General features: G+C 53.6%; 22 protein-coding genes and 1 riboswitch. Of the genes, 15 read left to right on the top strand and 7 right to left on the bottom strand.

All coding sequences use genetic code 11. The features are described 5' to 3' along the window. Window positions 1-240: 240 nt before the first annotated feature. From QEH52_RS05555 to QEH52_RS05570, 4 genes are all read left to right on the top strand, one after another. Window positions 241-1,101, top strand: coding sequence for a hypothetical protein (locus QEH52_RS05555; protein WP_308949103.1), 861 nt, complete (start codon window positions 241-243; stop codon window positions 1,099-1,101). A gap of 4 nt (window positions 1,102-1,105) precedes the next feature. Next, complete coding sequence (locus QEH52_RS05560; protein WP_308949104.1) at window positions 1,106-1,966, top strand: hypothetical protein; 861 nt, start codon at window positions 1,106-1,108, stop codon at window positions 1,964-1,966. 8 nt (window positions 1,967-1,974) lie between these two features. After that, window positions 1,975-3,000, top strand: coding sequence for a carbohydrate kinase family protein (locus tag QEH52_RS05565; RefSeq protein WP_308949105.1), 1,026 nt, complete (start codon window positions 1,975-1,977; stop codon window positions 2,998-3,000). 129 nt (window positions 3,001-3,129) lie between these two features. Continuing rightward, window positions 3,130-3,786, top strand: a complete 657-nt coding sequence (locus QEH52_RS05570; RefSeq protein WP_308949106.1) for an SGNH/GDSL hydrolase family protein — start codon at window positions 3,130-3,132, stop codon at window positions 3,784-3,786. Here the strand turns inward: QEH52_RS05570 and QEH52_RS05575 are convergent. The 3 genes from QEH52_RS05575 to QEH52_RS05585 all read right to left on the bottom strand — a co-directional run bounded on the left by QEH52_RS05575 (window position 3,779) and on the right by QEH52_RS05585 (window position 6,910). Further along, the gene (locus QEH52_RS05575; RefSeq protein ID WP_308949107.1) at window positions 3,779-4,888 is read right to left on the bottom strand and encodes a sensor histidine kinase; all 1,110 of its coding nucleotides are present in this window, start codon (window positions 4,886-4,888) and stop codon (window positions 3,779-3,781) included. The two genes, QEH52_RS05570 and QEH52_RS05575, sit on opposite strands and share 8 nt — an antisense overlap. A 197-nt stretch (window positions 4,889-5,085) precedes the next feature. Further along, a complete protein-coding gene (gene nspC / locus QEH52_RS05580) occupies window positions 5,086-6,294 on the bottom strand; it encodes a carboxynorspermidine decarboxylase (protein WP_308949108.1) in 1,209 nt (402 codons plus the stop codon). A 67-nt stretch (window positions 6,295-6,361) separates the two neighbouring features. After that, window positions 6,362-6,910 carry a nucleoside deaminase gene (locus QEH52_RS05585; protein ID WP_308949109.1) on the bottom strand — a complete coding sequence of 183 codons (549 nt, stop codon included), beginning with the start codon at window positions 6,908-6,910 and terminating at the stop codon, window positions 6,362-6,364. A 244-nt stretch (window positions 6,911-7,154) separates the two neighbouring features. Then, window positions 7,155-7,269, top strand: a riboswitch (TPP riboswitch). A 65-nt stretch (window positions 7,270-7,334) separates the two neighbouring features. On the opposite strand from QEH52_RS05585, the gene thiC reads away from it, so the two are divergent. The 8 genes from thiC to thiD all read left to right on the top strand — a co-directional run bounded on the left by thiC (window position 7,335) and on the right by thiD (window position 14,565). Continuing rightward, a complete protein-coding gene (thiC, locus tag QEH52_RS05590; protein ID WP_308949110.1) occupies window positions 7,335-9,272 on the top strand; it encodes a phosphomethylpyrimidine synthase ThiC in 1,938 nt (645 codons plus the stop codon). Further along, window positions 9,269-9,472, top strand: coding sequence for a sulfur carrier protein ThiS (thiS, locus tag QEH52_RS05595; protein WP_308949111.1), 204 nt, complete (start codon window positions 9,269-9,271; stop codon window positions 9,470-9,472). The genes thiC and thiS overlap by 4 nt, the downstream gene beginning before the upstream one ends. A 19-nt stretch (window positions 9,473-9,491) precedes the next feature. After that, a complete protein-coding gene (locus tag QEH52_RS05600; RefSeq protein WP_308949112.1) occupies window positions 9,492-10,055 on the top strand; it encodes a thiamine phosphate synthase in 564 nt (187 codons plus the stop codon). Further along, the gene (gene thiE / locus QEH52_RS05605; RefSeq protein ID WP_308949113.1) at window positions 10,052-10,666 is read left to right on the top strand and encodes a thiamine phosphate synthase; all 615 of its coding nucleotides are present in this window, start codon (window positions 10,052-10,054) and stop codon (window positions 10,664-10,666) included. Before QEH52_RS05600 ends, thiE begins: the two co-directional genes overlap by 4 nt. Then, window positions 10,663-11,445 (top strand): thiazole synthase, encoded by a 783-nt coding sequence (locus QEH52_RS05610; RefSeq protein WP_308949114.1) that lies wholly within the window; start codon window positions 10,663-10,665, stop codon window positions 11,443-11,445. Before thiE ends, QEH52_RS05610 begins: the two co-directional genes overlap by 4 nt. 6 nt (window positions 11,446-11,451) lie before the next feature. Then, window positions 11,452-12,588, top strand: a complete 1,137-nt coding sequence (gene thiH, locus QEH52_RS05615) for a 2-iminoacetate synthase ThiH (RefSeq protein ID WP_308949115.1) — start codon at window positions 11,452-11,454, stop codon at window positions 12,586-12,588. A 63-nt stretch (window positions 12,589-12,651) separates the two neighbouring features. Next, a complete protein-coding gene (gene moeB / locus QEH52_RS05620; protein ID WP_308949116.1) occupies window positions 12,652-13,770 on the top strand; it encodes a molybdopterin-synthase adenylyltransferase MoeB in 1,119 nt (372 codons plus the stop codon). A 12-nt stretch (window positions 13,771-13,782) separates the two neighbouring features. After that, on the top strand, window positions 13,783-14,565 hold the full coding sequence (gene thiD, locus QEH52_RS05625) for a bifunctional hydroxymethylpyrimidine kinase/phosphomethylpyrimidine kinase (RefSeq protein WP_308949117.1): 783 nt from the start codon (window positions 13,783-13,785) through the stop codon (window positions 14,563-14,565). Window positions 14,566-14,573: 8 nt separating this feature from the next. Here the strand turns inward: thiD and QEH52_RS05630 are convergent, their stop codons facing one another. Together QEH52_RS05630 and QEH52_RS05635 are read right to left on the bottom strand one after the other, a co-directional pair. Further along, a complete protein-coding gene (locus QEH52_RS05630) occupies window positions 14,574-16,862 on the bottom strand; it encodes a response regulator (RefSeq protein WP_308949118.1) in 2,289 nt (762 codons plus the stop codon). Window positions 16,863-16,906: 44 nt separating this feature from the next. Next, window positions 16,907-18,061, bottom strand: a complete 1,155-nt coding sequence (locus QEH52_RS05635; protein WP_308949119.1) for a sensor histidine kinase — start codon at window positions 18,059-18,061, stop codon at window positions 16,907-16,909. A gap of 429 nt (window positions 18,062-18,490) precedes the next feature. Between QEH52_RS05635 and QEH52_RS05640 the strand changes: the two genes are divergently transcribed. From QEH52_RS05640 to QEH52_RS05650, 3 genes are read left to right on the top strand one after another with little or no spacing between them, the layout of a single operon-like run. Then, window positions 18,491-21,556, top strand: coding sequence for a thiamine pyrophosphate-dependent enzyme (locus QEH52_RS05640; RefSeq protein ID WP_308949120.1), 3,066 nt, complete (start codon window positions 18,491-18,493; stop codon window positions 21,554-21,556). Then, a complete protein-coding gene (locus tag QEH52_RS05645; RefSeq protein WP_308949121.1) occupies window positions 21,556-22,419 on the top strand; it encodes a heavy metal translocating P-type ATPase metal-binding domain-containing protein in 864 nt (287 codons plus the stop codon). Before QEH52_RS05640 ends, QEH52_RS05645 begins: the two co-directional genes overlap by 1 nt. Window positions 22,420-22,472: 53 nt before the next feature. After that, the gene (locus tag QEH52_RS05650; RefSeq protein ID WP_308949122.1) at window positions 22,473-23,096 is read left to right on the top strand and encodes a LysE family transporter; all 624 of its coding nucleotides are present in this window, start codon (window positions 22,473-22,475) and stop codon (window positions 23,094-23,096) included. Window positions 23,097-23,145: 49 nt separating this feature from the next. Here the strand turns inward: QEH52_RS05650 and lipA are convergent, their stop codons facing one another. Both lipA and lipB read right to left on the bottom strand, forming a co-directional pair. Then, entirely contained in the window at window positions 23,146-24,069 is a 924-nt protein-coding gene (gene lipA / locus QEH52_RS05655; protein WP_308949123.1) for a lipoyl synthase, read from the bottom strand. Continuing rightward, complete coding sequence (gene lipB / locus QEH52_RS05660; RefSeq protein WP_308949124.1) at window positions 24,062-25,396, bottom strand: lipoyl(octanoyl) transferase LipB; 1,335 nt, start codon at window positions 25,394-25,396, stop codon at window positions 24,062-24,064. Before lipB ends, lipA begins: the two co-directional genes overlap by 8 nt. Window positions 25,397-25,444 lie beyond the last annotated feature (48 nt).

Consider the following 25,444-nt stretch of genomic DNA (forward strand, 5'->3'; position numbering starts at 1 on the left):
GCGCTGGCGATCGGCTTGAGTTCCTAGTTTGCGGTTTGCCATGCAATGAACATGACCACTTTATTAGAATGCGCAATATTTATGTTAAAAGGTATTAGAGCACAGAGCCCATTTCGTGTCAAATTACTGGATTTGAAGAACTAGTAAAAGCTACGTAACCCAAAATTGGTAGGGTACGATTCCAGCAAATCGCAATTTTTTGGCATCACGCATGCTAAGCAATGGCTGAGATCTAAAATTATGAGTACTATCAGTCCACATATTACTGAATTCGGAACTGTCGATGATGAAGTCGAAGCAGCTTCGATGCACCGCTATTGCCGCTCTAGAAATTTTGTAGAGAAGCACGCGTCCGCCATTCAATCCACCAGCTTAAAAGGGGACTACGGTCTAGATAATAATTTTCGCGAGAGTGTGCAAGTCGGTCTCGATGTCGCGCGATCGAATCGCCTGGCTGCTGCACTTGCATTTATCGTGATGCTCATGTTTGCGATCGCTTATGCGACCGTGCCATTTCTGGAGCCAGCGATGCAGCAAGTGATACTGCTCAAAATGAAGATGGGGCCGCTGTTTGCATTCCTAGGCATGGGGCTGAGTGTAGGCTTTCTTTCGGAGTTTATGAAAGTGCGCCGTAGTGTGAGCCGGCGTTGGACTCGATCCAATACTGTAAACTTCTTATTCCTATTTCTCATGTTCGGCGTGATTGCCGCTGCGAAAGATCCGATTTACTACCTACTTGCGAACTTGTATGGTGAGGGCGGTTCCTTTTCGACGCTGCTGCAAAAAGTGTTTTTCGATCAATTCGCATGGACGCTCTTACTCGCCTGTCCGGCGCAAACCTTCCTCTTTGCCTGGAAAGCACATGGATTTTCGAGCAAGAGTTTGAGCGTCGAATGTCCGAACTTCTCAGAGTTTTTCGCCCTTAAGGTCCTGCCAGCATTGATTGCTCACTGGAGCTTCTGGTTGCCCACAAGTGTGATTATCTTTTGCTTCCCAACAGACTTACAGTTGGCAGCTTCGATCTTGGCCATGAACCTTTGGTTGGTCTTGCGCATCACTTGTGCACCGAGTTCACGCTCACTTCATCCCGTAGGGAAGTAATGCGATGTTTATAATCAATGATGCCTTTCAGTCCGGAGTGATTGAGGCTTGTTCCACTGCGTCCTCACGTCGCTACTATCGTGGGCGTAATTCAGCCTCAGCCAATGCGGATGGCTGGCACTTCCCACCCGAATTGCCTAGCGATCAGCCCGATGTTGCTGAAATTCTGGAACACAGCTCTCGAGCCGGCATCAAGGCTGTGCGGCAAAGCCTGGTGCCTGCCTGTTTCGTGTGGGCACTGATGGCGCTTATTGCTTTAGCCTATTATTGGTTGCCGGCAGCCAGTCATTTCTTCATCGGCCTGGAGCGTTTACAAGCTTTCTTGGGCCGCTTGTTCCCTTTTTTGGGGATGGGCTTGTCAGTGGGGGTGTTGGCAGAGTTGGTCCGCATCTTATCCGCTGGAAAAAAGTCCTGGGCGCGGGCAAATACAGTCAATGCAGGCTTCAATCTATTGGTGTTCGGAGTCCTAGGCCTGCTACAAGGCGTCTTCTATCAGCAACAAACTCTTTGGTTTGGTGAGGGGCAGGATTTCAGAACGCTCGCCAGCAAAGTGTTGGTTGACCAGTTCGGTTGGACTGTGTTCTTCGCGAACCCTTACCAAACGATTCTTTTTATCTGGAAGGAAAACCAGTTTAAATTCTCACGGGTGTGGCAAAGCATGCGCCCATTTAAAAGCTTTTGGGGCATGCGTGTGCTGCCCGTATTAATCACGAATTGGGCCTTTTGGATCCCGATGGTGAGTATCATCTACAGTTTTCCAAGCAGTCTACAGCTTCCCCTCGCGATCTTAGCAGTCACGATCTGGGTCATCATACTCAGCTTCCTGACTACTGAAGAAAATACAAACGACAATCATACGGACTAAGTAAAATTATGGGTAAGCAATTAAACAAACCAACTATTCTCGCCGCTGGCACCTTTGTGGTCGATTATCACAAAACCGTGAAACACTACCCGAGTGAACGGGCGAGTTCTAAAATCACTGGTGAAGTCATTAGCAATGGGGGAGCCCCTTTTAATCTACTAGTCGATCTAGCCAAACTTGGCACGCATGCCAATTTGCATGCATCCGGCCGCATCGCTCAGGACCTCGACGGTAAGTTTATTGTCGAAACCTGCAACACACACGGGATCGATATTTCGCAACTCAGTTACGACCGTGCGGCGGCAACTGGATATACCGACGTGTTTACTGTCGAAGAGTCGGGCCGTCATACCTGTTTTCACTTCGCGGGGGCGGGAGGTAATTTCTCACGTGACGATGTAAAGCTCGATACTGCCAAGCCGGATTATCTATTCTTGGGCTCACTGGGGGCTCTCGGTAAGCTAGAGGCGGTCAATCCGGATTCTGGGCGGGCCGATTCGACCAAGTTGATTCGCGATGCTCGCAAGCGTGGTATCACCACCATTATCGAATTTGCACCTTTAGACCGTGGCGCTCGCCTCGAGGAGTTCGCAGAGACCTTGGCGGAAAGTGATTATGTGATCGTGAATGATCGCGTGGCCGAGACGATTACTGAAACGAGCCTGTATTCCGAAAACATTTTCGATCCTGATTTAGCGCGTAAGGCGGCTCAACAAATTTTAGACACGGGCCTACGTATCGCCGTCATCATTCACTCCGGGGCTGGGGCTGTCTATGTCGGCGCCGATGGCACCTTCTATAAGTCGAATGGCTACTTCCTACCATGGGAGGAGCGCTCAGGCTCCGCAGGTGTGGATCATGCATTCTGTGCAGGCTTCATTAATGGCTTGATGGGCAGTCAAGACGAGGCCGAGTGCCTGCGTCGTGGTCTGGCAGTCTCGACTATGTGCCGCAAAGATCTTACGCCTTCGGATAGTATCGAGTCTATGGATACCTGCATTAGCTTTTGTGAAACATCACAGCAAGTGAAGTAATGCGAGGACGCCTGCATTGCGGGGCATGGCTAATTCAGCGTGATTCGCTGCTGCTGACTGAGCTTCGAATTTGATGTGGCCGCGTATATTGACTTGCTTCGATACGTTGTGGCGTTGAATTGGTGAGTCATGAGTATCCCATTCGAATCACAGCAGAAATTATTATTTATTGGTGATTCCATCACCGACTGTGGACGTGGCCGCCCGCTAGGGCAGCGCCGCGGGGCGGGGCTAGGGACGGGGTATGTGAGCTTTGTGGACAGCATTTTGGGAGCCGCGCATCCAGAGCTTTCTCTCCGTGTCTTGAATACAGGGATTAGCGGGAATCGTATTACAAATTTGGAGTCACGATGGCAAGAGGACGTGTTGGACCTCGAGCCCCATTGGCTTTCTGTGATGATTGGTATCAATGATGTTTGGCGCCAGTTTGATAGTGAGCCCGGCGCCGTTCAGGTGGATCCCGAGCAATACGAAACGATCTATCGCAAATTGCTGGCGAAGACTCGTCCTCAACTGGAGGGGCTGGTATTGATGACGCCTTATTTCCTGGAGAGCAATGTGAAGGATCCCATGCGCGCTAAGATGGACATCTATGGTGCTATCACGCAAAAGCTGGCGGAGGAGTTTGATGCGGTTTATGTGGATACACAGGCGGCTTTTGATCAGTATTTGGCGCATCAACCGACGCAGTCACTTTGTTCAGACCGGGTGCACCCTAACGGAGTCGGCCACATGATTCTCGCACGCTCCTTTTTGCAAGCAGTTGGCTTGAACTCGGCTATTTAGCCGGAGTTTGTGGAGCATACTTGGGCAAGCGAATCGTAAAAATTGTGCCCTCGGCGCTGGTCGTGAATTCGATTTCGCCACGGTGTGCGGTCACGATGGACTTTGCAATGGCAGTGCCGAGGCCGGTGCCATCGCTTTTACCATGTGTGACGAAGGGCTCGAAGAACTTATCCCGTATGTCGACGGGGATGCCGGGCCCGTTGTCGGCCACTGTGAGTGTGACTACTTTGTCGTTCTCCGTCGCAGTTACGGTCACTTTGCCGTCGATATCGGCACTGTGGAGCGCTTCGATGGAATTACTGATCAGGTTTTGTAGGACACGCATGAGCTTGCTGGCATCGCCTTGCAGACTGGTGCCATTACCCTGCATGATGAGTTCGACGGTCTGGTCTTTGAAAAATGGCGTGTTGAGCTCACGGAAATAGTTAAAAAGTTCGTCGATCTTGACTTCGCTGACTTCAATTTGACTGTCGCCGCGGGCAAAGGCCGCCAAATCGTTGGCCATGTTGACCATGCGATTGATTTGCGATTCGATGTTTTCGCAGATCTTGGCCACCTTGGGGTCTTCTTTATAGCGTCGCTCGATGATGGTAGAGCCTAAGCTGATAATTGAGAACGGATTTTTAAAATCGTGGAGCAGTGAGGACACCATGGTACCGACGAGCGTGAGCTTTTCGGTGCGCATAACTTCGTCCATATAGTGGTCCGTCGTGCTTTTGAGGTGGTGGATTACGCTTTCAAGGATACGCCGGACTGGTTCGGCATCTTCGATGATTTTCTTAACAGTCGCTTCGGGCACACGTGCGATGGTGCAACTGCCGAGTGAGACGGCGCCAAGAGCACGGTGTTCACCTGTGAATACGCCCACCTCTCCGAAGAAGCTACCTTCGCCGGATTGGCTGACATGTTGCAGTGTTCCATCTAGTTTCTCCTTCGTGAATGCGACTTCTCCTTTGAGTACTAGAAAAAGTGCATCGGGGGCACTTTTCTCGGGAAAGATGACCTCCGCGTCCGGCAAAGTCATGATTTCAACTTCGTCCGCGATCGTTGCGCGCCGGTCCTCTGAAATCGAGCAGATAAATGGGTGATCTTCGAGCCTCATGGTGTCTCGGTTTGTTCGGCTGTCGTCTCCATTTGTTGATTTCGGAGCTTATAAACGACCAAACTCGAAGCGACGGCTATGCCTAAGAGTAGTATGCCGAGCAGGATACCTTTTGCTTTGAGTGGTTGTGCCTTTTTCAATGTAAACGTGTAAAATTAGGAAATTTAGTTAGTTGCGATTAAGTTTCAATAATCGAATTAGGAAAGACGCATGCGGTAGTCTTCGTAGCCGAAGCGGCGCACCGTCTTTAGGCCTTCACGCTCGGAATAGAGCGAGATCGCAGGCAGGGGGACACCGTTAAACGTGCTGTTTTTCACCATGGTGTAGTGGGACATGTCAAGAAAGACCAGCCGCTGCCCGACCTCCAGCGGTTGTGAAAAGGAATAATCGCCGATCACATCGCCGGCCAAGCAAGACATGCCGCCTAATCGGTAGCTGTGGGCATACTCGTTCGCGGCACCTGCGCCTAAAATGCCCGGGCGGTAGGGCATCTCCAACACGTCGGGCATGTGGCAGGTAGCCGAACTGTCGAGGATGGCGATCTGGTGGCCCCCCGCCTCGATCAGGTCCAGCACGGTCACGACTAAGACGCCGGTGTGGAGTGCAACGGCTTCCCCGGGTTCGAGATATACGTCGAGCTGGTAGCGCTCACGGAAATATTTCACTACGCGGATGAGACGCTCGATATCATAACCGGGGCGTGTTATATGGTGGCCGCCGCCAAAATTGAGCCATTTGAGCCCGGGTATGAGATCGCCAAATTTCGCTTCGAAGGCCTCCGCGGTGTGCTCCAGTGCGTCGGCATCTTGTTCACACAGCGCGTGGAAGTGGAGTCCATCCAGATTGGAGAGTAGGTCCTTGGGGAGCGTTTCGAGCGCGCGATCAAGGGCGGCGCGCGTGGTGCCCAGTCGCGACGAAGGTGCGCAGGGATCGTAGAGCTCAGTCTCCACTTCAGAGTATTCCGGGTTGACGCGTAGACCCAATTCCGGGCGTCGCTGGCCTTCCAGCGCGCTGAGGCCTTTGGCCAGTTGTCCCGCAGAGTTGAAAACCAGGCTGTGAGCGAAGCGGCTGAGCTTTTGAATTTCCTCCGGCTTATAGGCGGCCGAGTAGACATGCACTTCGGGGCCAAAAGATTCCTGCGCAAGTAAGGCTTCATGTAGGCCACTGGAAGTGGTGCCGCTCAAATATTTGCGAATCAGTGGAAAGGTGCTAAAGCAGGCAAAGCCTTTGAGGGCCAGTAGCACCTTGGCGCCGGAGCGCTCAGAGACGGATTGCAGGAGCTGGCAGTTCTTCTCCAGTTGATCCAGATGCACGACATAGCCCGGCGAGGGAGCCTCGTCGAAAGGAATGGAAGCCAGCGCTGCGAGACTGGACTCGCTTAATGGAGGAGTGGGATCTTGAGCCATAGCTTGAGAATCTGAGTGTTTTCGCTCCGATGACCAAGATTTGATTTTGAGATTTTTAGATCGAAGATTATTGATTGCCAAGGATCGATCGTAGCACGGGGTCTTCTCCCCAGTACTTTGCGTGGATGGCAATGCCTTCGGCTTCCATTAGAGGCCCATAGACCTGAACTCCCGGCTCGGTGCGTTGGAAAATTTCCCGGATTGCGAGAGGACTTTCCGGCAGCGGGTTCTTGGCGGCAGCGGGATAGATCTGGCGAATCACCTCAGTGAGTTTAGAAGAAGTGGTGCCATAGACTACCTTACGGATGCCTGCCCAGCGTATCGCTCCGCAGCACATAATGCAGGGCTCCGTGCTGGCGTAGAGGGTGCTGGCCGCCAGTGTCGCGCGATCGAATTGTCGCGTGGCCTGACTGATCAGTCCGGTTTCCGCGTGCTGAGTGACGTCCTGCAGGGTGTAGACCGCATTCTCAAATTCAAAGATGATTTCTCCGTCTTTGACGAGTAGTGCACTAAAGGGGTGGTTGCCATGTTCGACCGCACGCTCAGCGAGTGCATAGGCATAGCTCATTAATTCGCGGTCGGCGGTAGTGGTGGCAGGATCGTCTGGTAGAGCCATAATTTGTTTCGCTGTTGTGTCGCTGTTAGCGCCCCTTCCGGAGATGGTTTGGGTGCTTTCACTATGTCCAATCGTCAGAGCAAGCAGCGTGCTGCTGAGTATCATTAGAATTTTATGCATGCAGGACCCCTAGCAACCGCCATGCCGTATCGCTGGGATGGGCACACTGTTTGGGGGCACGTCATCGCGCACTTAATGCGATTTTTTAATTTGCATTCGGTGGAGGATGTATTACGCGTGGAGGTCTTAGATATAGGAGAGCTCCAGGCGTGGAGCTGAGATTTGGGTGCGCTCCACCCGTAGATCCTTTGAACCTGATGCGTGTTAACACCGCCGTAGGGATTATCGAGTCGAATGGACCTCTGGGGCTGTTGGGCGGGATTTTTTCGAGGCAGTGTGAGGCGGATCGTGACTCACTTAAATTATGCCAGAAAATTCCATTAACGAAACTACTTCGAGCCATACCTTGTTCCCGAATTCCGAGCGTGTTTATATCACTGGCTCGCGTCCTGACCTGAAGGTGCCCATGCGTGAGATTAAACTCTCGCCAACAATTCTACCGAATGGCGCTGGCGAATTGCCCAATGATCCGGTGCGCGTCTATGATACTGCGGGCCCATGGGGCGACGCCAGCTACCATGGTGATGTGACTCAGGGCCTGCCGCGCATGCGGGAGGCGTGGATTCGGGAGCGCGGCGACGTGGAGGAATATGAGGGCCGCGAGGTGAAACCGCAGGATGATGGCTATCTCTCTGAGGTGCATAAGGCGGGGGCTCGTATGAAGGATGGCCAACGCAAGTTGATCGAATTCGACAATACGCGCCACCGTCCGATTCGCGCCAAGGCAGGCAAGGTGGTGACTCAACTGCAATATGCACGTGCGGGCATCATCACGCCGGAGATGGAGTTTATCGCGATCCGTGAAAATATGAAACTGCAGGCGGCGAAGCAGGGTGCCGAAATTTCAGCATCTGCGGATCAAAATTCGCTGAATATCCAGCATCCCGGGCAAAGCTTTGGCGCTTCGATTCCCGACGAGATTACGCCGGAGTTCGTGCGCTCCGAAGTGGCCCGCGGCCGCGCGATCATTCCTTGTAATGTGAATCACCCCGAGCTGGAGCCGATGATTATTGGCCGGAATTTCCTGGTAAAAATTAATACCAACATTGGTAACTCCGCTGTGGCTTCGTCGATCGAAGAGGAAGTTGAAAAGATGCGCTGGTCGGTGAAGTGGGGCGGCGATACACTGATGGACCTTTCCACGGGTAAGAACATTCACCAGACGCGGGAATGGATCTTGCGCAATTGCCCGGTGCCAGTCGGCACGGTCCCGATTTATCAAGCGCTGGAAAAGGTCAACGGTAAGGCCGAAGACCTGACTTGGGAAATTTTCCGCGATACTTTGATCGAGCAAGCCGAGCAAGGGGTGGATTACTTTACGATTCACGCGGCCGTGCTGCTTCCGTTTGTGCCGATGACTGCGAAGCGTATGACGGGCATCGTGAGTCGCGGTGGTTCGATCATGGCGAAGTGGTGCCTCTCGCACCATAAAGAAAATTTCCTTTATACTCACTGGGATGATATTTGCGAAATCATGGCCGCCTATGATGTCTCCTTTTCGATCGGCGACGGTTTGCGTCCAGGCTCCATTGCAGATGCAAATGATGAGGCGCAATTTGCCGAACTGAAAACTCAGGGTGAGCTCACCCGACGCGCTTGGAAATTCGGAGTGCAAGTCATGAACGAAGGTCCCGGGCACGTGCCGATGCACATGATCGAGGAAAACATGAAGAAGCAGATCGAGTGGTGCGATGAAGCACCGTTCTATACACTTGGACCACTCACGACAGATATTGCGCCGGGCTACGACCACATCACCAGCGGCATCGGTGCCGCCATGATTGGTTGGTATGGTTGCGCGATGCTTTGCTACGTGACTCCCAAGGAGCACCTCGGCCTGCCCAACAAGGACGATGTGCGCGAGGGAGTGATCACCTATAAGATCGCCGCGCATGCCGCCGACCTCGGCAAAGGGCATCCGGCCGCGCAATACCGTGACAATGCACTCTCGAAGGCGCGCTTCGAGTTCCGCTGGGAGGATCAGTTTAATCTGTCACTCGATCCGGAAAAAGCGAAGTCCTTCCACGACGAAACTTTGCCCCAAGACTCGGCGAAGACCGCGCACTTCTGCTCGATGTGTGGCCCGAATTTCTGCTCGATGAAAATCACAGAAGATGTGCGCGAGTATGCGGCCAAACTCGGCGTTTCGGAAAAAGAAGCGCTGGAAAAGGGCATGGCAGAAAAGTCGGCTGAGTTTAAAGACAAGGGTGGCGAAGTGTATCTCGCTGGATCGGAAGCATGAAGATCCGCGTAAATGACGAAGCGCGCGAAGTGCCCGAAGGCTTGCCGCTACAGGCACTGCTCGCGGAGCTAGGGCTTGAGTCGAAGCCCGGGCTTGCGGTGGCGGTCAATCAGTCCGTTGTGCCAGCGAGCGAGCTGGCTGCCTACCAGCTCGCTGCGGAGGATGCCGTGCTGATTATTCAAGCCACCCAGGGGGGCTAATGCTATGCGAGTGATTGCCGTGTCTCCAGAATCTAAATACGCCAATGAGGCAGATGTGATCGCGCGCTTGTTGCAAGCGGGCCTGATGCGTTATCATGTGCGCAAGCCGTCTTGGACGTTGGCGGACTGCGCGGAATTACTCGACGCGGTGCCGTCAGAATGGCATGCCCGAATCTCCCTGCATCAGCATCACGTGCTGGCTGAAAGCTATGCGGTGGGACTGCATTTTAAGGATGGCATGGCAGTTGATCATGCTTTGCTGGGAGGGCGAATTTGTTCCCGTTCCTTGCATCGTCTCGACGAGCTGGAGACGCTGCTGAAGCAAGTGGATTACGCTTTCTTGAGCCCGGTATTTCAGTCCATCACTAAGCATGCTTATGGCCCGTTCTGGACGGAAGCGGATTTAGCCGCGTCTCTGTCAGGCGCTTGCGCTGCAAAGCTCTATGCGTTGGGGGGCATTACCGCGGCGAATGCGGCGCGCGCCATGGCATACGGATTTGAGGGTGTGGTTGTGCACGGCTCGCTGTGGCAAGCGGTCGATCCACTGGAGGCCTTTGCCCGCTTTCGAAAGGAGGCCGCATGAATTGGCCGAAGTATATGTGCCTGACGATTGATGGTATCGAGCGTTCGCATACAGAGCAGGTGCAGGCCTTGTGCGCCGCGGGCGTGGATTGGGTGCAGCTGCGTTCAAAGGAATTGTCGGATGCGCAGCTCGAACCGATTGCCTTTGAGTGTATGATTCGTTGTCGTGAGATCGGGAGCACTTTCATATTAAATGATCGTTTGGATCTGGCGCTGAAGCTCGGTGCAGATGGGGTGCATCTCGGCAAGTTGGATACACCCTGGGCGGATGCGCGCGCACGAGCAGGGGCAGATTTCTTAATCGGTGGCACCGTAAATTCGGTGGCGGATGCGGAGATGGCGGTTGCTGCGGGCGTATTGGATTACGTGGGCGTGGGCCCGTTTAAATTTACCCACACTAAAAAGAACCTCGCGCCCGTGCTCACTCCTGCCGATTGGCAGGCCATCTTAGCAGTGCTGGGCGAGTTGCCGAGTTATGCGATCGGTGGAATCGAGCCCACTGATATTAAAGAATTATTGGCACTGGGAGTGACTGGTGCCGCGATTTGCTCGGTCTTATACCGTCAGCCGAATGTTTCGGATACCTATGCAATGTTACTGAATCAATTATGAAAACAGAGCCGCTCATTATCGCTGGAAAAACCTTCGAGTCCCGCCTTTTCGTAGGCACGGGGAAATACGCATCCGGTCAGCAGATGCAGGATAGCATTCGCGCCACAGGCAGTCAGCTGGTGACGATGGCGATGCGCCGCGTGCAGACCAAGGGCGGCGGTGACGGCATCATGGAATACATGGAGACCGAGCGGTATAGTTTACTGCCCAATACCTCCGGCGTGCGGGATGCCAAAGAAGCCATTTTTGCGGCGCAATTGGCGCGTGAAGCCTTAGGCACCAATTGGCTGAAATTGGAAATTCATCCCGACCCCAAATATTTAATGCCCGATCCGATTGAGACCGTGAAAGCCGCGGAGCAGTTAGTCAAAGAGGGCTTTATTGTGCTGCCTTATATTCATGCCGATCCGGTGCTATGTAAGCGACTGGAAGAGGTGGGCGTGGCGGCGGTGATGCCGCTGGCGGCTCCGATTGGCACGAATGAAGGGCTCGCGGCGCGGCGCTTTCTGGAGATCATCATCGCGCAAAGCAAGGTGCCCGTGATCATCGATGCCGGGCTCGGCTTACCCTCGCATGCGGCCGATGCCATGGAGATCGGGGCCGATGCGGTGCTGGTCAACACCGCGATTGCTACGGCGCGCGATCCGATTGCCATGGGGGCTGCCTTTAAGATGGCAGTTGAGTGCGGGCGCCTCGGCTATGAAGCGGGGCGTGGGCAGCAATCGATCGAAGCTGTCGCCTCATCGCCCTTAACCGCATTTTTAGATGCCGGAGTGTAAATTGCTATGAGTTATGTGGATGTATTAAATCGCCTCTCCTGGGAGGAGACGAAGGCCTCCATTCTCGCGAAGACTGCCGGGGATGTGGAGTCTGCTCTGTCGCGGCCGGTTGGTAAGTTAAGCTTGGAGGATTTCAAGGCTTTGATTGCTCCGGTGGCTCAGGATTACTTGGAGCCACTCGCCGCGCTTAGTCATGCCCGCACGGTTGAAAGATTTGGCTATACTCAGCAGATGTATGCGCCGATTTACCTTTCCAATGTGTGCAGTAATATCTGCACTTACTGTGGCTTCAGCGCGAACAATCGGATTCCACGCAAAATTCTAAATGAGGCCGAGATCCTGCAAGAGTTGCAAGCCGTCAAGGCACTGGGAATGGATCATGTGTTGTTCGTGACCGGAGAGGCGAATCTGCGGGTGGGCATTCCTTATTTGAGTAAAGCCTTTGAGCTGGCTCGGCAGACTTTTTCCAGTATTTCGATGGAGGTGCAGCCGCTCGATCAGGCGGGCTATGAAACTTTGATGGAGGCGGGACTCAGCTCGGTGCTGGTCTATCAGGAAACCTATAATCGCGACTCTTACGCGAAGTATCATCTAAAAGGAATGAAGAGCAATTTCGATTACCGGTTGGAAACTCCCGACCGGCTCGGGCGTGCGGGGATGAAGAAGATCGGGCTTGGTGCTTTGTATGGTTTGGATGACTGGCGCACGGATTCCTTTATGGTGGCGACGCATCTGCGTTATATGGAGCAGACGTATTGGAAAACGCGATACAGCTTATCCTTCCCTCGCATCCGTCCGCATGAAGGCGATTTTCAACCGGTCTCGGTGATGACGGATAAGGATCTGGTGCAATTGATCTGTGCCTATCGTTTACTAAGCTCCGAGGTCGAGCTGTCGATGTCCACACGCGAGAGCCCCGTCTTTCGCGATCATGTGCACAAGCTCGGTATTACCAGTTTAAGTGCCGGATCGAAAACCAATCCCGGCGGCTATGTGGTCGATCCGCAGAGTTTGGAGCAGTTTGAGATATCCGATGAGCGCAGCCCGGCTGAAGTCGCCACGATGCTAAGGGCCGGCGGTTACGAAGTGGTGTGGAAGGATTGGGACTCGACCTATGATGGCTGTGCCTGCGTAGGCGTGTGATCATGGAGCATCAAAAGGTTCGCAACCTGCAGAGAACCGTCTATGCATTCACCTGATACTACTATGAGCGAATTATCCAAAGATGAAATTCTGCGCTATCAGCGTCACTTGACATTGCCCCACTTCGGTGAGGCTGCGCAGTTGCAGCTCAAATCTGCCAAAGTGTTGGTGGTGGGCGCAGGGGGGCTCGGCTGTCCGGTGCTCCAATATCTCGCGGCGGCGGGAGTGGGCACGCTTGGAATTGTGGATGACGATGTCGTGAGCTTGTCCAATCTGCAGCGTCAGATTCTGTTTAACGAGTCTGAGCTCGGCCGAGGCAAGGCGGAGTTGGCCGCGCAAAAATTGCGCGCGATGAACCCGCACATTAACTGTGTGCCGCACGCCACCCGCTTAGGAGTGGACAATGCACTCGATTTGATCGCTCAGTATGATTTCGTGGTGGACGGTAGTGATAACTTTCCGACCCGTTATTTGATAAGCGATGCCTGTGTGCTGGCAAATAAGCCACTGGTCTATGGCGCGCTCTACACCTTTCAGGGGCAGGCGAGTGTTTTCAATTGGCAAGGTGGACCGACTTATCGCTGCTTATTTCCCGAGCCGCCCCGTCCCGAAGATGCGCCCAACTGTTCCGAGATCGGAGTGGTGGGAGTGTTGCCAGGGATGATTGGGATGATCCAAGCCACTGAGGTGATCAAGTTGATTACAGGAGTCGGTGAGCCATTGACGGGGAAGTTGTTAATGTTCGATGCATTGACCATGCGTCAGCAGATCGTGAGTTTCCAGCGAGTGCCTGAGCAGGCTGCGGTGACGGAGCTACGCTTGATCGAATATAGCTGTGGCGTCGCCCAGCAGCAATCAGTGGTCGAAGTGGAGCCGCAGGATTTACAGGCGGACCGCAGCGAGTATCAATTGCTGGACGTTCGGGAGGATTGGGAGCGCGCGATTTGCGCCTTACCCGGGGCGCATTTACCGCTCGGCCTGATCCTGGAGGGCCAGGCCGACTTTGAGGCGATCGGTTTTGATACCAGCAAGCCGACCTATGTGTATTGCAAGGGCGGTGTGCGCAGTTTGAAAGCCGCCGAAGCCATGCAGGCGCATTATGGATTTAAACAATTAAAGAGTCTGCGTGGCGGGATTCTGGGCTGGGCGGCCGCCGTGGACCCTGCAATGCAGACTTATTAGAGTGGAGGCCGTATGAATGCACCGCCCTTGGTATTGACGATTTCCGGTTCCGATAGTTCCGGGCATGCGGGCATGCAGACAGACAATCGCGCCATTCATGCGGTGGGTGGCTTTCCCCTAAACGTTTTGACTGCGGTGACCTTGCAAAGTCCAAAAGGCGTGGAAGCGGTGGAAATGATGTCCGCGGATTTTGTGGAAGCACAATTGAGGTCTATGTTAAAAAACTACCGTGTGCGGGCGATTAAAAGTGGCATGTTGAGCAGTGTGGAGATCGTTCATCGGGTGGCGGAAGTTTTGTCAGAGTATCCAGATATTCCCTACGTGCTCGATCCGGTGCTTTGTTCCAGTAGTGGAGCTATGTTGCTGGAGCCTTCAGCAGTGGAGGCCTTACGTTTAAAGCTCATGCCGCGTGCTTGTTTGACGACTCCTAATCTGGAGGAAGTGGCGATCCTCTCCGGAAAGAGTGAAAACCCTTATCAAGCAGCCGCGGATTTGTCAGTAGCCTGCGGTCAGGCTATTTTATTGAAAGGTGGGCATGCGACCGGACCGGAGTGCGAGGATTGGTTGTATCATCCGGGCGGGCGGCAATACTGTTTTAAGGAGGCGCGAGTCCAGACCCGTAACACGCGCGGCACCGGTTGTGCACTCAGTGCATTGATCGCCGCGCATTTGGCATGGGAACCCGATGAATTGGAAGATAGCATTCGTTCGGCGAAAGCACTCTTGAGCGAGGAGCTGCAGGAGCACTCGAAGGAATGCTGGAAGCGCGCTGGCCCTAGCTTTTATATACATTAAGCAGCATTCTACCCGTTGAGCAGGTGGTGTAATGCGTCGCTCATTTCTTTAATTCGATACGGCTTAGGCACAACAGCTTTGAAGGCCGAGTTTTTGTAGTCTGACATGACATTCGAGGTGGTGTAGCCGCTGGATGCGATGGCGACGAGGCCTGGATCGTATTCAAGTAATATACTGGCCGCCTCTTCGCCGCCCATGCCGCCAGGCACGGTGAGGTCGAAGACACAGGCGTCAAATGGTTTGCCAGCTTCTTTGGCTGCTTTATATGCCGCGATCGCCTCGTCACCGTTGGTTGAATACTCGACTTGGTAGCCGAGTAAGCTCAGGATTTCACCGGCAACTCGCATCATGGCTTCCATGTCGTCCATGACTAGGATGCGCCCTTTGCCGCGATGGATTTTCTCTTTGGCCGGTTCTTTTGTTTGGGTGTTCGGCGCTTCTGTTTTCTTTTGAAGGCTATGCGGACTCTTCGGCAGAAAGACACGAAAGGTTGAGCCATTGCCAATTGAAGATTCAGCGGTGATCGTGCCTTTGTGTGAATGAATGATGGAATAAGAGGAGGCGAGTCCGAGTCCGTTGCCGCGTTCTTTAGTGGTGAAGTAGGGGTCGAAGATTTTTTTAAGATTTTCGGAGGAAATGCCAGTTCCATTATCGGTCACTTCGATACACACATACTGGCCGGATGGTAGGGCAGGGATTTCGGCGTGGCGCACTTGCAGGTTGCGCAGATGGATGTTTATACTGCCCCCGTTGGGCATGGCCTGGTCGGCATTAATGATGAGGTTGTTGACGACTTGACTGATTTGTCCTTTGTCCGCATCGACTGCCCAGAGATCGGGATCTTTCTCGACGCTGCATTTTACGTTGGATCCGCGCAGGATAAATTGGGCCGATTCTTCGACCATTTTTGAAACGGTAGTGACTTCCAGCACGGGGGCGCCTCCTTTGGAGAAGGTGAGCAGTTGCTGGGTGAGTGATTTCGCCTGTAGGGCAGCCTTCTCGACAGCTCCCAGCTTTGTGCTGTGTTTGTGATCGTCGTCGAGTTCCATCCTCACCATCGAGATGTTTCCTAGGATGGAGCTTAACATGTTGTTGAAGTCGTGTGCGATGCCACCTGCTAGCAGGCTAATGGAATTGAGCTTCTCAGCTTTAAAGAGTTCGTCTTCAGTTTTCTTTTGTTGAGACAGGTCGCGTAATATGGTCACGCATCCATGGCGTTCGCCATCTTCATTGACGATGCAGCGAGTGTCTGCAGTAACGTGGATGCATTCGCCGTTGGTTCTTTCGAGTTGAATACCCAGCTTGGAGGGCACTTCGCCAAAGTCTGGATCTATTAAAGCGTCGGTTGGGTCTGCGAGGTGCTTGCCGGTCTTGGGGTGTTTGAGTTTGAGCACCTCTGCGAGGGGGCGGCCGACGGCGTCTGCTTGTGATATGCCGATGAGGTCTGCGGCTTCCTCGTTGAGCCGTTCGACCCGATCATTTGGGTCCGTGGCAATGACGGCATCGGAGATCGAATCCAAGGTGACGGAAAGGCGTTCTTTCTCACGTTGGAGTGCGAGTTCCGCTTGTCGGCGTTGTGTGATGTCGCGCAAGATGACGAGCAGTGCACTTTCGCCTTCCCAAATTAGATCGACCGCGGAAAGCTCGACTACGCGAGTGAGATCATTTTGATCGGGGATCTCTAGCTCGGTGGGTTCGTTACTCTGAACTTCAAAGGGAAAGATTTCGCCGACGAGTTGCTCGGGATTTGCTTCGAGTAGGCTGCCCGCGGAGGGGTTGAGGAACTTGATTTCGTAGGCTTTGCTGAGAATCAGCATGGCATCGGAATTGGCGTCGAATATATGGCGTAAGAGTGATTCGCGATACTGTATCTCAGCTGTATGTGTTTCTAGGCGATGCAGCAAATTGGAGCGTTCAATCGCGTAGCGAATGGAGCGGCGTAGTACTTCGCTATTGAGCCGATCTTTATTGAGGTAGTCTTGCGCGCCGACTTTAAGGGCTTCGAGCGAGAGTTCTTCGTCATCGGACCCTGTGAGTACAATGATGACCTCTTCGCTAGTGGTCTCCATTATTGTGCTCAGGGTATGGATTCCTTGGCTGTCGGGGAGGCTTAGGTCGAGCAGGACGAGATCGTAGCGTTGCGCCTTCAGTTGGCTGACTCCATCGGCTAAGCGCTTCACGACAGTCATGGTGAAATCTAGCTTAGAAAGGTCGAGGTATTCGGCAACGAGGTCGGCATCTGCTGCATTGTCTTCAAATAGGAGTATTTGGATGATCTTGGATTCGGCAGTCGGCATGATAGGCGTCAATTTTATCTTTTGATCTTAAGTGAAATCTAACTCTAAGCCAAGCTTTGAGCATCGGCTTTATTGAGTGCGACGTAAAAGGTGCTGCCGTGGCCATAGTTGGATTCAAACCAGATGAGTCCGCCGTGTTGTTGGGCGATTTTTTTGCAGACAGCGAGTCCAATGCCTGAGCCGTCGAATTCGTCGTGAGTATTGAGGCGACGAAAGAGATTGAAGAGCATTTCGTGGTGGTCTGGATGGATGCCTATGCCTTGATCTTCGATACTAATGATCCATTTTTGCGGCGCCTGTACGTGCTCCCCATCGTTGAAAGTGATGCGCACTTGAGGCGTTTTTTGAGGACGGTTGAACTTTATCGCGTTGGCGATCAGATTTTGAAAAAGACGTGTAAGACGCACACTGTCGCCTATGACTATCGGGGCGTGATCGATGGCTACAGTGACTTCGGCATGGGTGTCGCGTATATTAGTTCTGAGGTTGTCGATGGCATTGGCCATGATGTCATCTAAGGCGAGGGGTTCGAAGTCCTTATCCGATTTTTCTAGGCGTGCGTAGCTGAGTAGGTCTTCGATGAGGGTGCGCATGCGGTCGGCGCCGTCGCATGCGTATTTGATGTAGCGTCGTGCACGATCGTCCAGCGCTGCGGGTGAACGCTCTTGGAGTAGGCGCAGGTAGCTGGTGATCATGCGCAGAGGCTCTCGCATGTCGTGTGAAGCGATGGAAGCGAAGTTCGCGAGTTCTACATTCGCACCGCGCGCTTCAGCCAGTGCGGATTGGAATCGTTTTTCGACTTCGACTGCGCTTTCTGGCAGGGGCTGTAGTAGACCGCATAAGTAAGTATTGGGCTCCCCGGGTAGCTGACAGGCGCGGGCGGAGAGTTTGAAGCCCGCGTTACGGCCTTTGAGTGGTTTTTCTAGTAGTAAATTGAGTTCTACAGGCTGATTACTCGTGCGTGCACGGTCCAATGCGTCAAGGAAGCTACCATGCTGCGATTCTTCGATCTGCATTAGGAATTCTGTTAAGTCTCGCAGCGAATCCGTGGGGTGTATGCCGAGCAGTGCTTTGCTGTGGGCATCGCACTCGATTCGATCCTCGCTATCGATCTGCCAATAGCCCACTCCACTGACGTCGAGCGCGTTTTGAAGCGCAATCAATTGATTATGGATCTTGGGCAGACTGTGGGTTTCCATCAAAATTTTGGGTGTTGAGGGTGCTTATTATGCTGCGGATGTGGTTGGCGGCAACTTCTTATGAGCTGCGACTGACGCTGTGAGCTGAGATAAATGGCCTATTTGGGGGTTAAAAGCCGCTATTTTACAGCATTGCCTGTCCTTGAGTTAGCTTTTCTAACTCAGCTAATTAGCCCTATTGATTAGAATGTCTAAATCAAAGAAAAAACTTGATTAGTTCAACTAATTTGGGAAACTGCTCTCAACTTTGGTTAGTATAGAGGGTAGTAGTTGGCTCGAGCGTTTGGTAGGCGCTCGAGCCTTTACGTATCTGGAGGTCTTGATTGAAGTATGATTCATACTTGCTAGCAGTGGGCGAGATACCTTTAGTGATCCTTTGAATGCCTCACTTTTAATGTATTAACTGCGGGTAATTCACTCTTACTTTTCATGTCGAAACCAGCATCTAAAGCGACTTCTCAGTTTGAACCAGCTACACGCCTCGCACTCTTGCGTTCGCTGTGGCGCAGTCGTCTTGGCGACTTGCGGGAGCAGAGTTTGATTCGTCAGGGCAAGGGCTGGTTCCACATTTCAGGCATGGGGCATGAGGCTTTGGCGGCGCTTGCGCTGGAGCTGGAGCCAGAGGATTATGCATTTCCTTATTATCGGGATCGCGCCTTTTGTTTGCAGCGTGGCTTGACGGATCGTGACATGGCATTGGCGTTCTATGCCAAACGAGAGTCTTCCAGTGGCGGGCGTCAGCTGACGGGGCACTTTAGTGACCGTAAACTGAATATTTGGAGTCATCCATCCCCTGTTGGGGCGCATTTACTACCCGCCTGCGGTGCGGCTTGGGGGATGCAGTTAGATGGCAAGGATGGCGTCGTCTATGCCTCTTTGGGAGAGGCGTCGGCGCGGCAGGGAGATTTCTTTGAGGCGGTTTGTTTTGCGAAAGAGCGCAAATTGCCCATGGTCTTTGTGGTGGAAGACAATCGCATCGCGATTAGCACTTCGACCGCGGAAACCAATCCCATTGCGCTGGGAGTTTTAAATGCTGAGGAGTGGCAGCGAGTCGATGGCAGTGATGTAGAAGCTGTTGCGGCTGCTGGAAAGGTGGCGGTGGCGCATGCACGTGCGGGCCAGGGGCCTGCCTTTATTTGGTGTGATGTCGAGCGTTTTTCAAATCACTCAAGTGCGGATGATCAGCGGATGTATCGTGCTGCAGATGAGCTTGAAGCGATGCACGCTCGTGACCCGATTGCAATCTTTCAGCAAGCCATGATCAAGGATGGTCTCTTAACAGAGGCCAGTGCGAAAGCTCTGGAAGAGGAGATCCGTGAGGAGATGCGAGCTGCTTATAAAGCCGCCGGCGCGGACGTGGATCCCTTGGCTGAAGAGTGTGACTTGCACTTGCATGGGGCGCTTTCGACTCCGGATGCGATGCCCAAACTCGAGCTGGGCGAGTCGTGCCGGATTTTGGATGCGGTGAATCAGACTTTCCACAGTGCGATGGACACGATGCCTGAGGTGGTCTTCTTTGGCGAAGACATTGCCGATCCTAAGGGCGGGGTCTTTAATTTGACGAAGGGTCTTTCCAAGAAGGATCCATTGCGGGCAGTGAATTCTCCGCTAGCCGAGTCTACGATTATGGGAGTCTCGGTGGGGCTGGCATCCTATGGCAAGCGGCCCTGTTTTGAGATTCAGTTTGTTGATTTTATTTACCCCGGTTGGAATCAATTGGTCTCCAATATGGCGACACTTCGCTGGCGTAGCTTTGGACAATGGAAGTGCCCGCTTGTGATTTATGCGCCTTGTGGTGGCTATCTGCCTGGCGGAGCTTTATGGCATAGCCAATCTGGAGAGGGCTCCTTTGCTCGGGTGCCTGGTATTCGAGTGGTGGTGCCTTCTACACCGGCCGATGCGGCAGGGCTCTTTTGGACTGCTTTGCATGGCGAGGACCCGACGATCATATTACTGCCCAAGCATTTAATGTGGGCGGAGCAACGCGTTCAGCAGGTGGCAGCTGTGCCATTGGGCGTGGCACGCACTGTGCGTGAAGGCTTGCTGGTGACTTTAGTGACTTGGGGCAATTGCGTCGAATTGGTTGACGAGGCGCTGGAGACCATGGAGGGGGATGTGGATGTCGAGGTGATCGACTTACGCTCGATTCAGCCTTGGGATCGTGAGGCGATTGCAGACTCGGTGCAAAAGACTGGGCGCCTGATGATCGTGCAGGAGGACAATATGAGTGGCAGCGTTGGGCAGATGATTGTCGCGGAAATGTGTAGTGATGAGGACGTGTTACGTAGTTTAAAAAGTCCGCCTGTCATTGTTTCGAAGGCCGATGTGCATGTCGGTTTTAATCCTATTTACGAGTATGCGGCCTTGCCGGATCGCGAACGAGTGGCGGCGGCACTTGAGCGCTTACTTGCATCCACACTTCAAACCACTCTCGAACAAGCGCGTGCACCCGCTCCTATGCGTGCTTCTGTGACAGACTCCTCAGATATGATTGCTTCAGAAGAATCGGCTCCGTTTAGCTCTAGTAAAATGATCACTGTGCCGATTTTGGGCGAAGGTATTCGCGTGGCACGAGTGGTATCTATCCTCAAGCAAAGTGGGGATGCTGTGCAAGCGGATGACGCACTTTGTGAAGTTGAAACAGATAAGGCAGTCTTCCCTATTGAAAGTGATGAAGATGGAGTGCTGGGTGATTGGTTGATCTCGGAGGGAGATGAGGTTGAAGTGGGTCAGGATTTAGTTCCGCTCCAGATGCAGGGGGGTGAGCCTGATTCTGTTGCAGTGTCGAGGCCTGCAGTCGCAGCAGAAGCGTCCGAGTCTGAGGCGCAGCCTGAGGCAGGGCTCAAGCGTCAGCAGGGGGGACTATCACCTGAAGCGGTGAAGCAGTTACAGGGCATTGTGCCAGCAACTATTGAAGTGACTTGTCGCTGGGAGAATGTTCGAGACGCCCGTTTGCGTAGTAAGAAGACGCCGGGAGGCACACTTTCGACGGCGACCATGTCTGCCTGGGCGGTCTTACAAGCTATGAAGAAGCACGAGCGCTTTGCCTCGGTTGTGCGTGGCCATGAATTGGTGTATGATCCAGATCGTTTCGATCTTGGAGTAGCTGTTGCGCTACCAGGTGATGTCTTGGAGACTGCAGTCGTCAAACATGCGAATGCACTCGAATGGGATGCTTTTTCGGATGTATTCAATGAGGCACTACGCCGGACGCGTCATGGTGAGGTTGAGTCTAAGAATCGGGTGCCTTTGAGCATCTCTAGTATGGGCGCTTATAATGTGCGCTCGGCCATCCCTATTGTCGTGCCACCTTCATTGGCGACACTCTTCATCGGAGCTCCGTATGTGCTTCCTGATCCCAAATCTAAAACGAGCGAGACCATGGAAGTGGTTTCCCTAGTGCTGACTTTTGACCATCGCTGGATCAATGGAGTGGGGGCTGCTTCCTTCCTTTCCGATGTGCGCAAGGGAATTGAGCGCTTTGATTTAGTCTAGTGGCTTCGACGACTCACCGTTGTAAGCATTGCGCGACGCCCTACACTATTGAGCGCTCGGGTGTGGATGGCTTTTGCTGTGCCGGCTGTCAGCAGGTATATCAGTTAATCCAGCAGGAGGGCTTAGGGGATTATTATCGCTTGCAGGACCGTGTGGCGCAGCCGCTTAAAGACCGTGAACTAACTGAGGTCGATGCTTTGGCGCTGCGGCGTGCGCAGGTCGAGGTCGAGGCTGGCAGTGAGTCGGGTCGAGCTGTCTTCGAGGTCGAAGGTATGTCCTGTATGGGCTGTGCTTGGTTGGTGGAGCGTCTCGCGAATAGCCAGAATGGCTGTGTGCAAGCCACCGCGAGTTTGTCGCAGCACTCTTTGACGCTGGAATGGCGGCGTTCTGAATTCGATCTTTCGGTGTTGGGTTCTGAGTTGTTTAAATTCGGCTATCGCATGCGCTCGACACCGTCGGCACCGGGCTCGGGGCCGCGTATCTCACCGCTGGCCTTGCGCTGTCTCTTGACGCTCGTTTTTACAGGAAATGTCGCTCTATTGGCGGCCTACGAGCAGTTCGCTGCTGCAAATCTGGGGGAGGGCGAGGCTCTGCTAAGCCTGTTGGGCTTGATTTGCTTGTGTTTCACGCTGCTGCTGGGGGCGGCACCTTTTTTTCTTTCAAGCTATCGCGCGATTCAGATTCGTCGTTGGCACAGTGATTGGATTCCAATGACGATGATTGTGACGACGGCTGGGATTGTGGCATTTCACTGCGCGTTCTCCGGCTGGCCGTTGAATGTGGGCTGCCTCATTCTCGCGACTTTGGTGTGCGTGTTGATTGCCGCACGCTGGTTGGGCGCATTGATTTCGAAGCGATCGTGATGAGTGTGCATCTTACTCATTGCGACGGCAGTGCTGACTAGTACCTTATTGTTATGATCGAAGGTATTTCTGCGGGTTTCATTTTTTCGCTCACACTCTTTCCGGGCACGGTGTGGCTGGCCAAGGTGGGCGTGCAGGGGACTCGAGCGCAGGTGCTGGCCGTGGGGCTGGGCTTTTGGCTTTCGCACTTTTTTTGGCTGATGGTGGCAGTGCCAGGTTTAATGATGATGTCGGCGCATTTGCCCTTCATTCATTTCGGTATGCATTTGTTTGCCGCATTTGTGCTGACTTATATGGCCTTCAAATTTTTGCGTTCCAAGCGTGTTGAGCGAGTCGACGATGCTCCGGCTTTGCCGAAGCCGTGGTTGATGTTAAATCGTGCGTTCACTCAATCGCTTGCGATGCCGATGCGCTTACCTGCAGCCATGGCTATTTTGCTGGCGACGGGGGCCTATCTCAATGCACCCGCCGAGTGGGCGAGTGTGCCAAGCGTACTGTTGGGCGCTTTCATCGGGGTGACTTGGTGGTGGGGGCAATTTACCTTGCTGGCGCTTTGGTTTGCCAAGCGGGTGCCTTACCCGATCACGATCAAGTCCTTAAATAAAATCCGCCCCTTTTGCAGTGTGCTTTGCCTATGCCTCGCGGGTATTGTTTTATTCCTAGGAGTCTCTAATTGATGAAATTGATTATAACGGCAGCGGGGCGTCTAAGTAAACGCAGAGTGCTCTAGACTTCGCTGAGAGCGGCCTCTTCTTTATTGGCTGCTTGTTCGGCGAGCATTTGACGACGGCGTGCGCGCACGTCGAACATGTCGGACTGCTTGTCGGCATGGTAAGAGGAGCGGATCATGGGGCCTGATTCACAGGCGCCAAAGCCGACTTCCAAGGCAAACTCCTTCCAGCGCGCAAATTCCTCGGGCGTGACCCAGCGGTCGATATTGGCGTGTTTCTTGGAAGGCTGTAGATATTGTCCGATGGTGAGCACGTCGACGCCGACTTTGGCCATGTCGGTCAGTACTTGTTTGATTTCGTCTTCTTTCTCACCGATGCCCAGCATGATGCCGGACTTGGTGATGAAGCCGCGCGATTTCGCGTGTTCCAATACCCACAGCGAGCGATCGTAGCGAGCAGTCTTGCGAATGGGGCGTTGCAGGCGTTCCACAGTCTCAAGGTTGTGGTTGAAAATGTCGGGGCAAGCGTCGAGCACTACGTCCAGGTATTCCTGTTGGCCGCGGAAATCGGCGGTCAGCACTTCGACGGCGCATTCAGGTGAGCGGTGGTGCACGGCACGAATGGTGGCGGCCCAAACGGAGGCGCCGCCGTCTTTCAGGTCGTCGCGGGCGACGGAGGTGATGACGGCGTGGCGAAGGTTCATGCGCGCAATCGACTCGGCCACGCGAGCGGGTTCGCCCAGGTCGAGCTCGGTGGGACGGCCGGTTTGAATCGCGCAGAAGCGACATGAGCGGGTGCAAATATTACCGAGAATCATCACGGTAGCGGTGCCTCGTGACCAACATTCCCCCATGTTCGGGCATTGGGCACTCTTACAGACTGTGTGCAGGTCATTGGTATCAACGATCTCGCGCACTTCTTTATATTCGCGGCTGGTAGGGAGCTTGGCTCGCAGCCATTCTGGCTTTCGGTTATCCATCTTGTCGCGCAGTGTTCCCAAAAACTGTTTCAAATTCAACTGCTAATCGCGTTTTTACCTCTTCTATGTCTACCTTCTTATCGAGTTCATTAGTTAGAGAGGTTACCGTGCCGTCGGTAATGCCGCAGGGCACGATGCCGCTGAAGTGGTTCATGTCGGGGTTTACATTGAGTGCGAAGCCATGATAACTGATCCAGGAGCGCACTGCTACACCGATGGCGCAGATCTTGCGTTGGTTGTCGATCCAGATGCCTGTTTTGCCCTCGCGGCGAGCGCTTTGGAGGCCGTAAGTGGCCAACGTTCGGATGACGACTTCTTCTAGATCCCTTAGGTAGGCGTGAAGGTCGCGCCGGTGGCGTAGGGAGAGGATCGGGTAGCCGACGAGCTGTCCCGGCCCGTGATAGGTGATATCGCCCCCACGGTTGGATTGAACCACGTCGATGCCTAAGCGGGTGCATTCTGCTTGGGCCCAGATCAGGTGCTGTGCGGCATCTTTACGCATGCCCATGGTGTAAACGGGCGAGTGCTCGGTGAGGATGAGTGCGTCGCGGCATTGGCCCATGCGCCTGAGGTCGACGCGTTCTTTTTGGCGGGCAAAGGCGTCTTCATAATCCGTCCGGCCCCAATCAATCACTTCTAAGGGAGCCGTCATGCCATCCAGAATCTTGAATAATGCCTGCCGCATCTGATTATAGGTGTGGGCCGGTTCGGCTTGTAGCTGCTCGGCGGTCATCAGGTAAGGGCCTGTTTGCGCGAGTTCGTCGCTGCAATTCTCAATGAGCGCAGCTAAGCTCTCGCTGGTGGTTTCGAGGTGGCATTGCCAGGCTAATACGCGCTCATTGTAGAGGAAGGCTTGATTGGGGCAGGCAGCGCTGGAGGCGATGCGGGTGGCGCCAGCGGGCAGTTCGAAGCGATCGCCGTGCCAGTGAAGCACTCGCAGCTCCTCGGGCAGCTCAAGCCATGCGGGAGCTTTTTCTTCGGATTGGATGGGGTACCAGCCGATTTCTGCTTGTGGGCCGGCAGTGACAGCCGCTCCGAGCGCATCGGCGATCAGCTGAGCCCCTAGGCAAATGCCGACTAGGTATTTACCTGCAGCGATGGCTGAAACTATCAGTTCCTTTTCGGCGATAAGCCATGGATGTGCTTCAACTTCGTAAATATTCATCGGCCCGCCCATGACCAACAAGAGATCAAAGCGATCGAGCGCGGGCAGTGTGCCCTGTTCAAATACGAGGTGGCAGTGGAGACTGTGTCCGCGCGAATGGGCCCAGTCTGCAATGGCGGCAGGTCCTTCGAATGGCACATGTTGGAGGCATAAAATACGCATGATTGGTCGGATGCATAGACGGTTGTCTTTATCGGCTGAGAGTCTAGA

It is taken from the genome of Thalassobacterium maritimum (genome assembly GCF_031127805.1).
Classification (GTDB): domain Bacteria; phylum Verrucomicrobiota; class Verrucomicrobiia; order Opitutales; family Coraliomargaritaceae; genus Thalassobacterium; species Thalassobacterium maritimum.

Coding starts and splice junctions, on each gene's coding strand:
- QEH52_RS05555 (WP_308949103.1), top strand. CDS start 241: ATGAGTACTATCAGTCCACATATTACTGAATTCGGAACTGTCGATGAT.
- QEH52_RS05560 (WP_308949104.1), top strand. CDS start 1,106: ATGTTTATAATCAATGATGCCTTTCAGTCCGGAGTGATTGAGGCTTGT.
- QEH52_RS05565 (WP_308949105.1), top strand. CDS start 1,975: ATGGGTAAGCAATTAAACAAACCAACTATTCTCGCCGCTGGCACCTTT.
- QEH52_RS05570 (WP_308949106.1), top strand. CDS start 3,130: ATGAGTATCCCATTCGAATCACAGCAGAAATTATTATTTATTGGTGAT.
- QEH52_RS05575 (WP_308949107.1), bottom strand. CDS start 4,888: ATGAGGCTCGAAGATCACCCATTTATCTGCTCGATTTCAGAGGACCGG.
- nspC (WP_308949108.1), bottom strand. CDS start 6,294: ATGGCTCAAGATCCCACTCCTCCATTAAGCGAGTCCAGTCTCGCAGCG.
- QEH52_RS05585 (WP_308949109.1), bottom strand. CDS start 6,910: ATGGCTCTACCAGACGATCCTGCCACCACTACCGCCGACCGCGAATTA.
- thiC (WP_308949110.1), top strand. CDS start 7,335: ATGCCAGAAAATTCCATTAACGAAACTACTTCGAGCCATACCTTGTTC.
- thiS (WP_308949111.1), top strand. CDS start 9,269: ATGAAGATCCGCGTAAATGACGAAGCGCGCGAAGTGCCCGAAGGCTTG.
- thiE (WP_308949113.1), top strand. CDS start 10,052: ATGAATTGGCCGAAGTATATGTGCCTGACGATTGATGGTATCGAGCGT.
- QEH52_RS05610 (WP_308949114.1), top strand. CDS start 10,663: ATGAAAACAGAGCCGCTCATTATCGCTGGAAAAACCTTCGAGTCCCGC.
- thiH (WP_308949115.1), top strand. CDS start 11,452: ATGAGTTATGTGGATGTATTAAATCGCCTCTCCTGGGAGGAGACGAAG.
- moeB (WP_308949116.1), top strand. CDS start 12,652: ATGAGCGAATTATCCAAAGATGAAATTCTGCGCTATCAGCGTCACTTG.
- thiD (WP_308949117.1), top strand. CDS start 13,783: ATGAATGCACCGCCCTTGGTATTGACGATTTCCGGTTCCGATAGTTCC.
- QEH52_RS05630 (WP_308949118.1), bottom strand. CDS start 16,862: ATGCCGACTGCCGAATCCAAGATCATCCAAATACTCCTATTTGAAGAC.
- QEH52_RS05635 (WP_308949119.1), bottom strand. CDS start 18,061: ATGGAAACCCACAGTCTGCCCAAGATCCATAATCAATTGATTGCGCTT.
- QEH52_RS05640 (WP_308949120.1), top strand. CDS start 18,491: ATGTCGAAACCAGCATCTAAAGCGACTTCTCAGTTTGAACCAGCTACA.
- QEH52_RS05650 (WP_308949122.1), top strand. CDS start 22,473: ATGATCGAAGGTATTTCTGCGGGTTTCATTTTTTCGCTCACACTCTTT.
- lipA (WP_308949123.1), bottom strand. CDS start 24,069: ATGGATAACCGAAAGCCAGAATGGCTGCGAGCCAAGCTCCCTACCAGC.
- lipB (WP_308949124.1), bottom strand. CDS start 25,396: ATGCGTATTTTATGCCTCCAACATGTGCCATTCGAAGGACCTGCCGCC.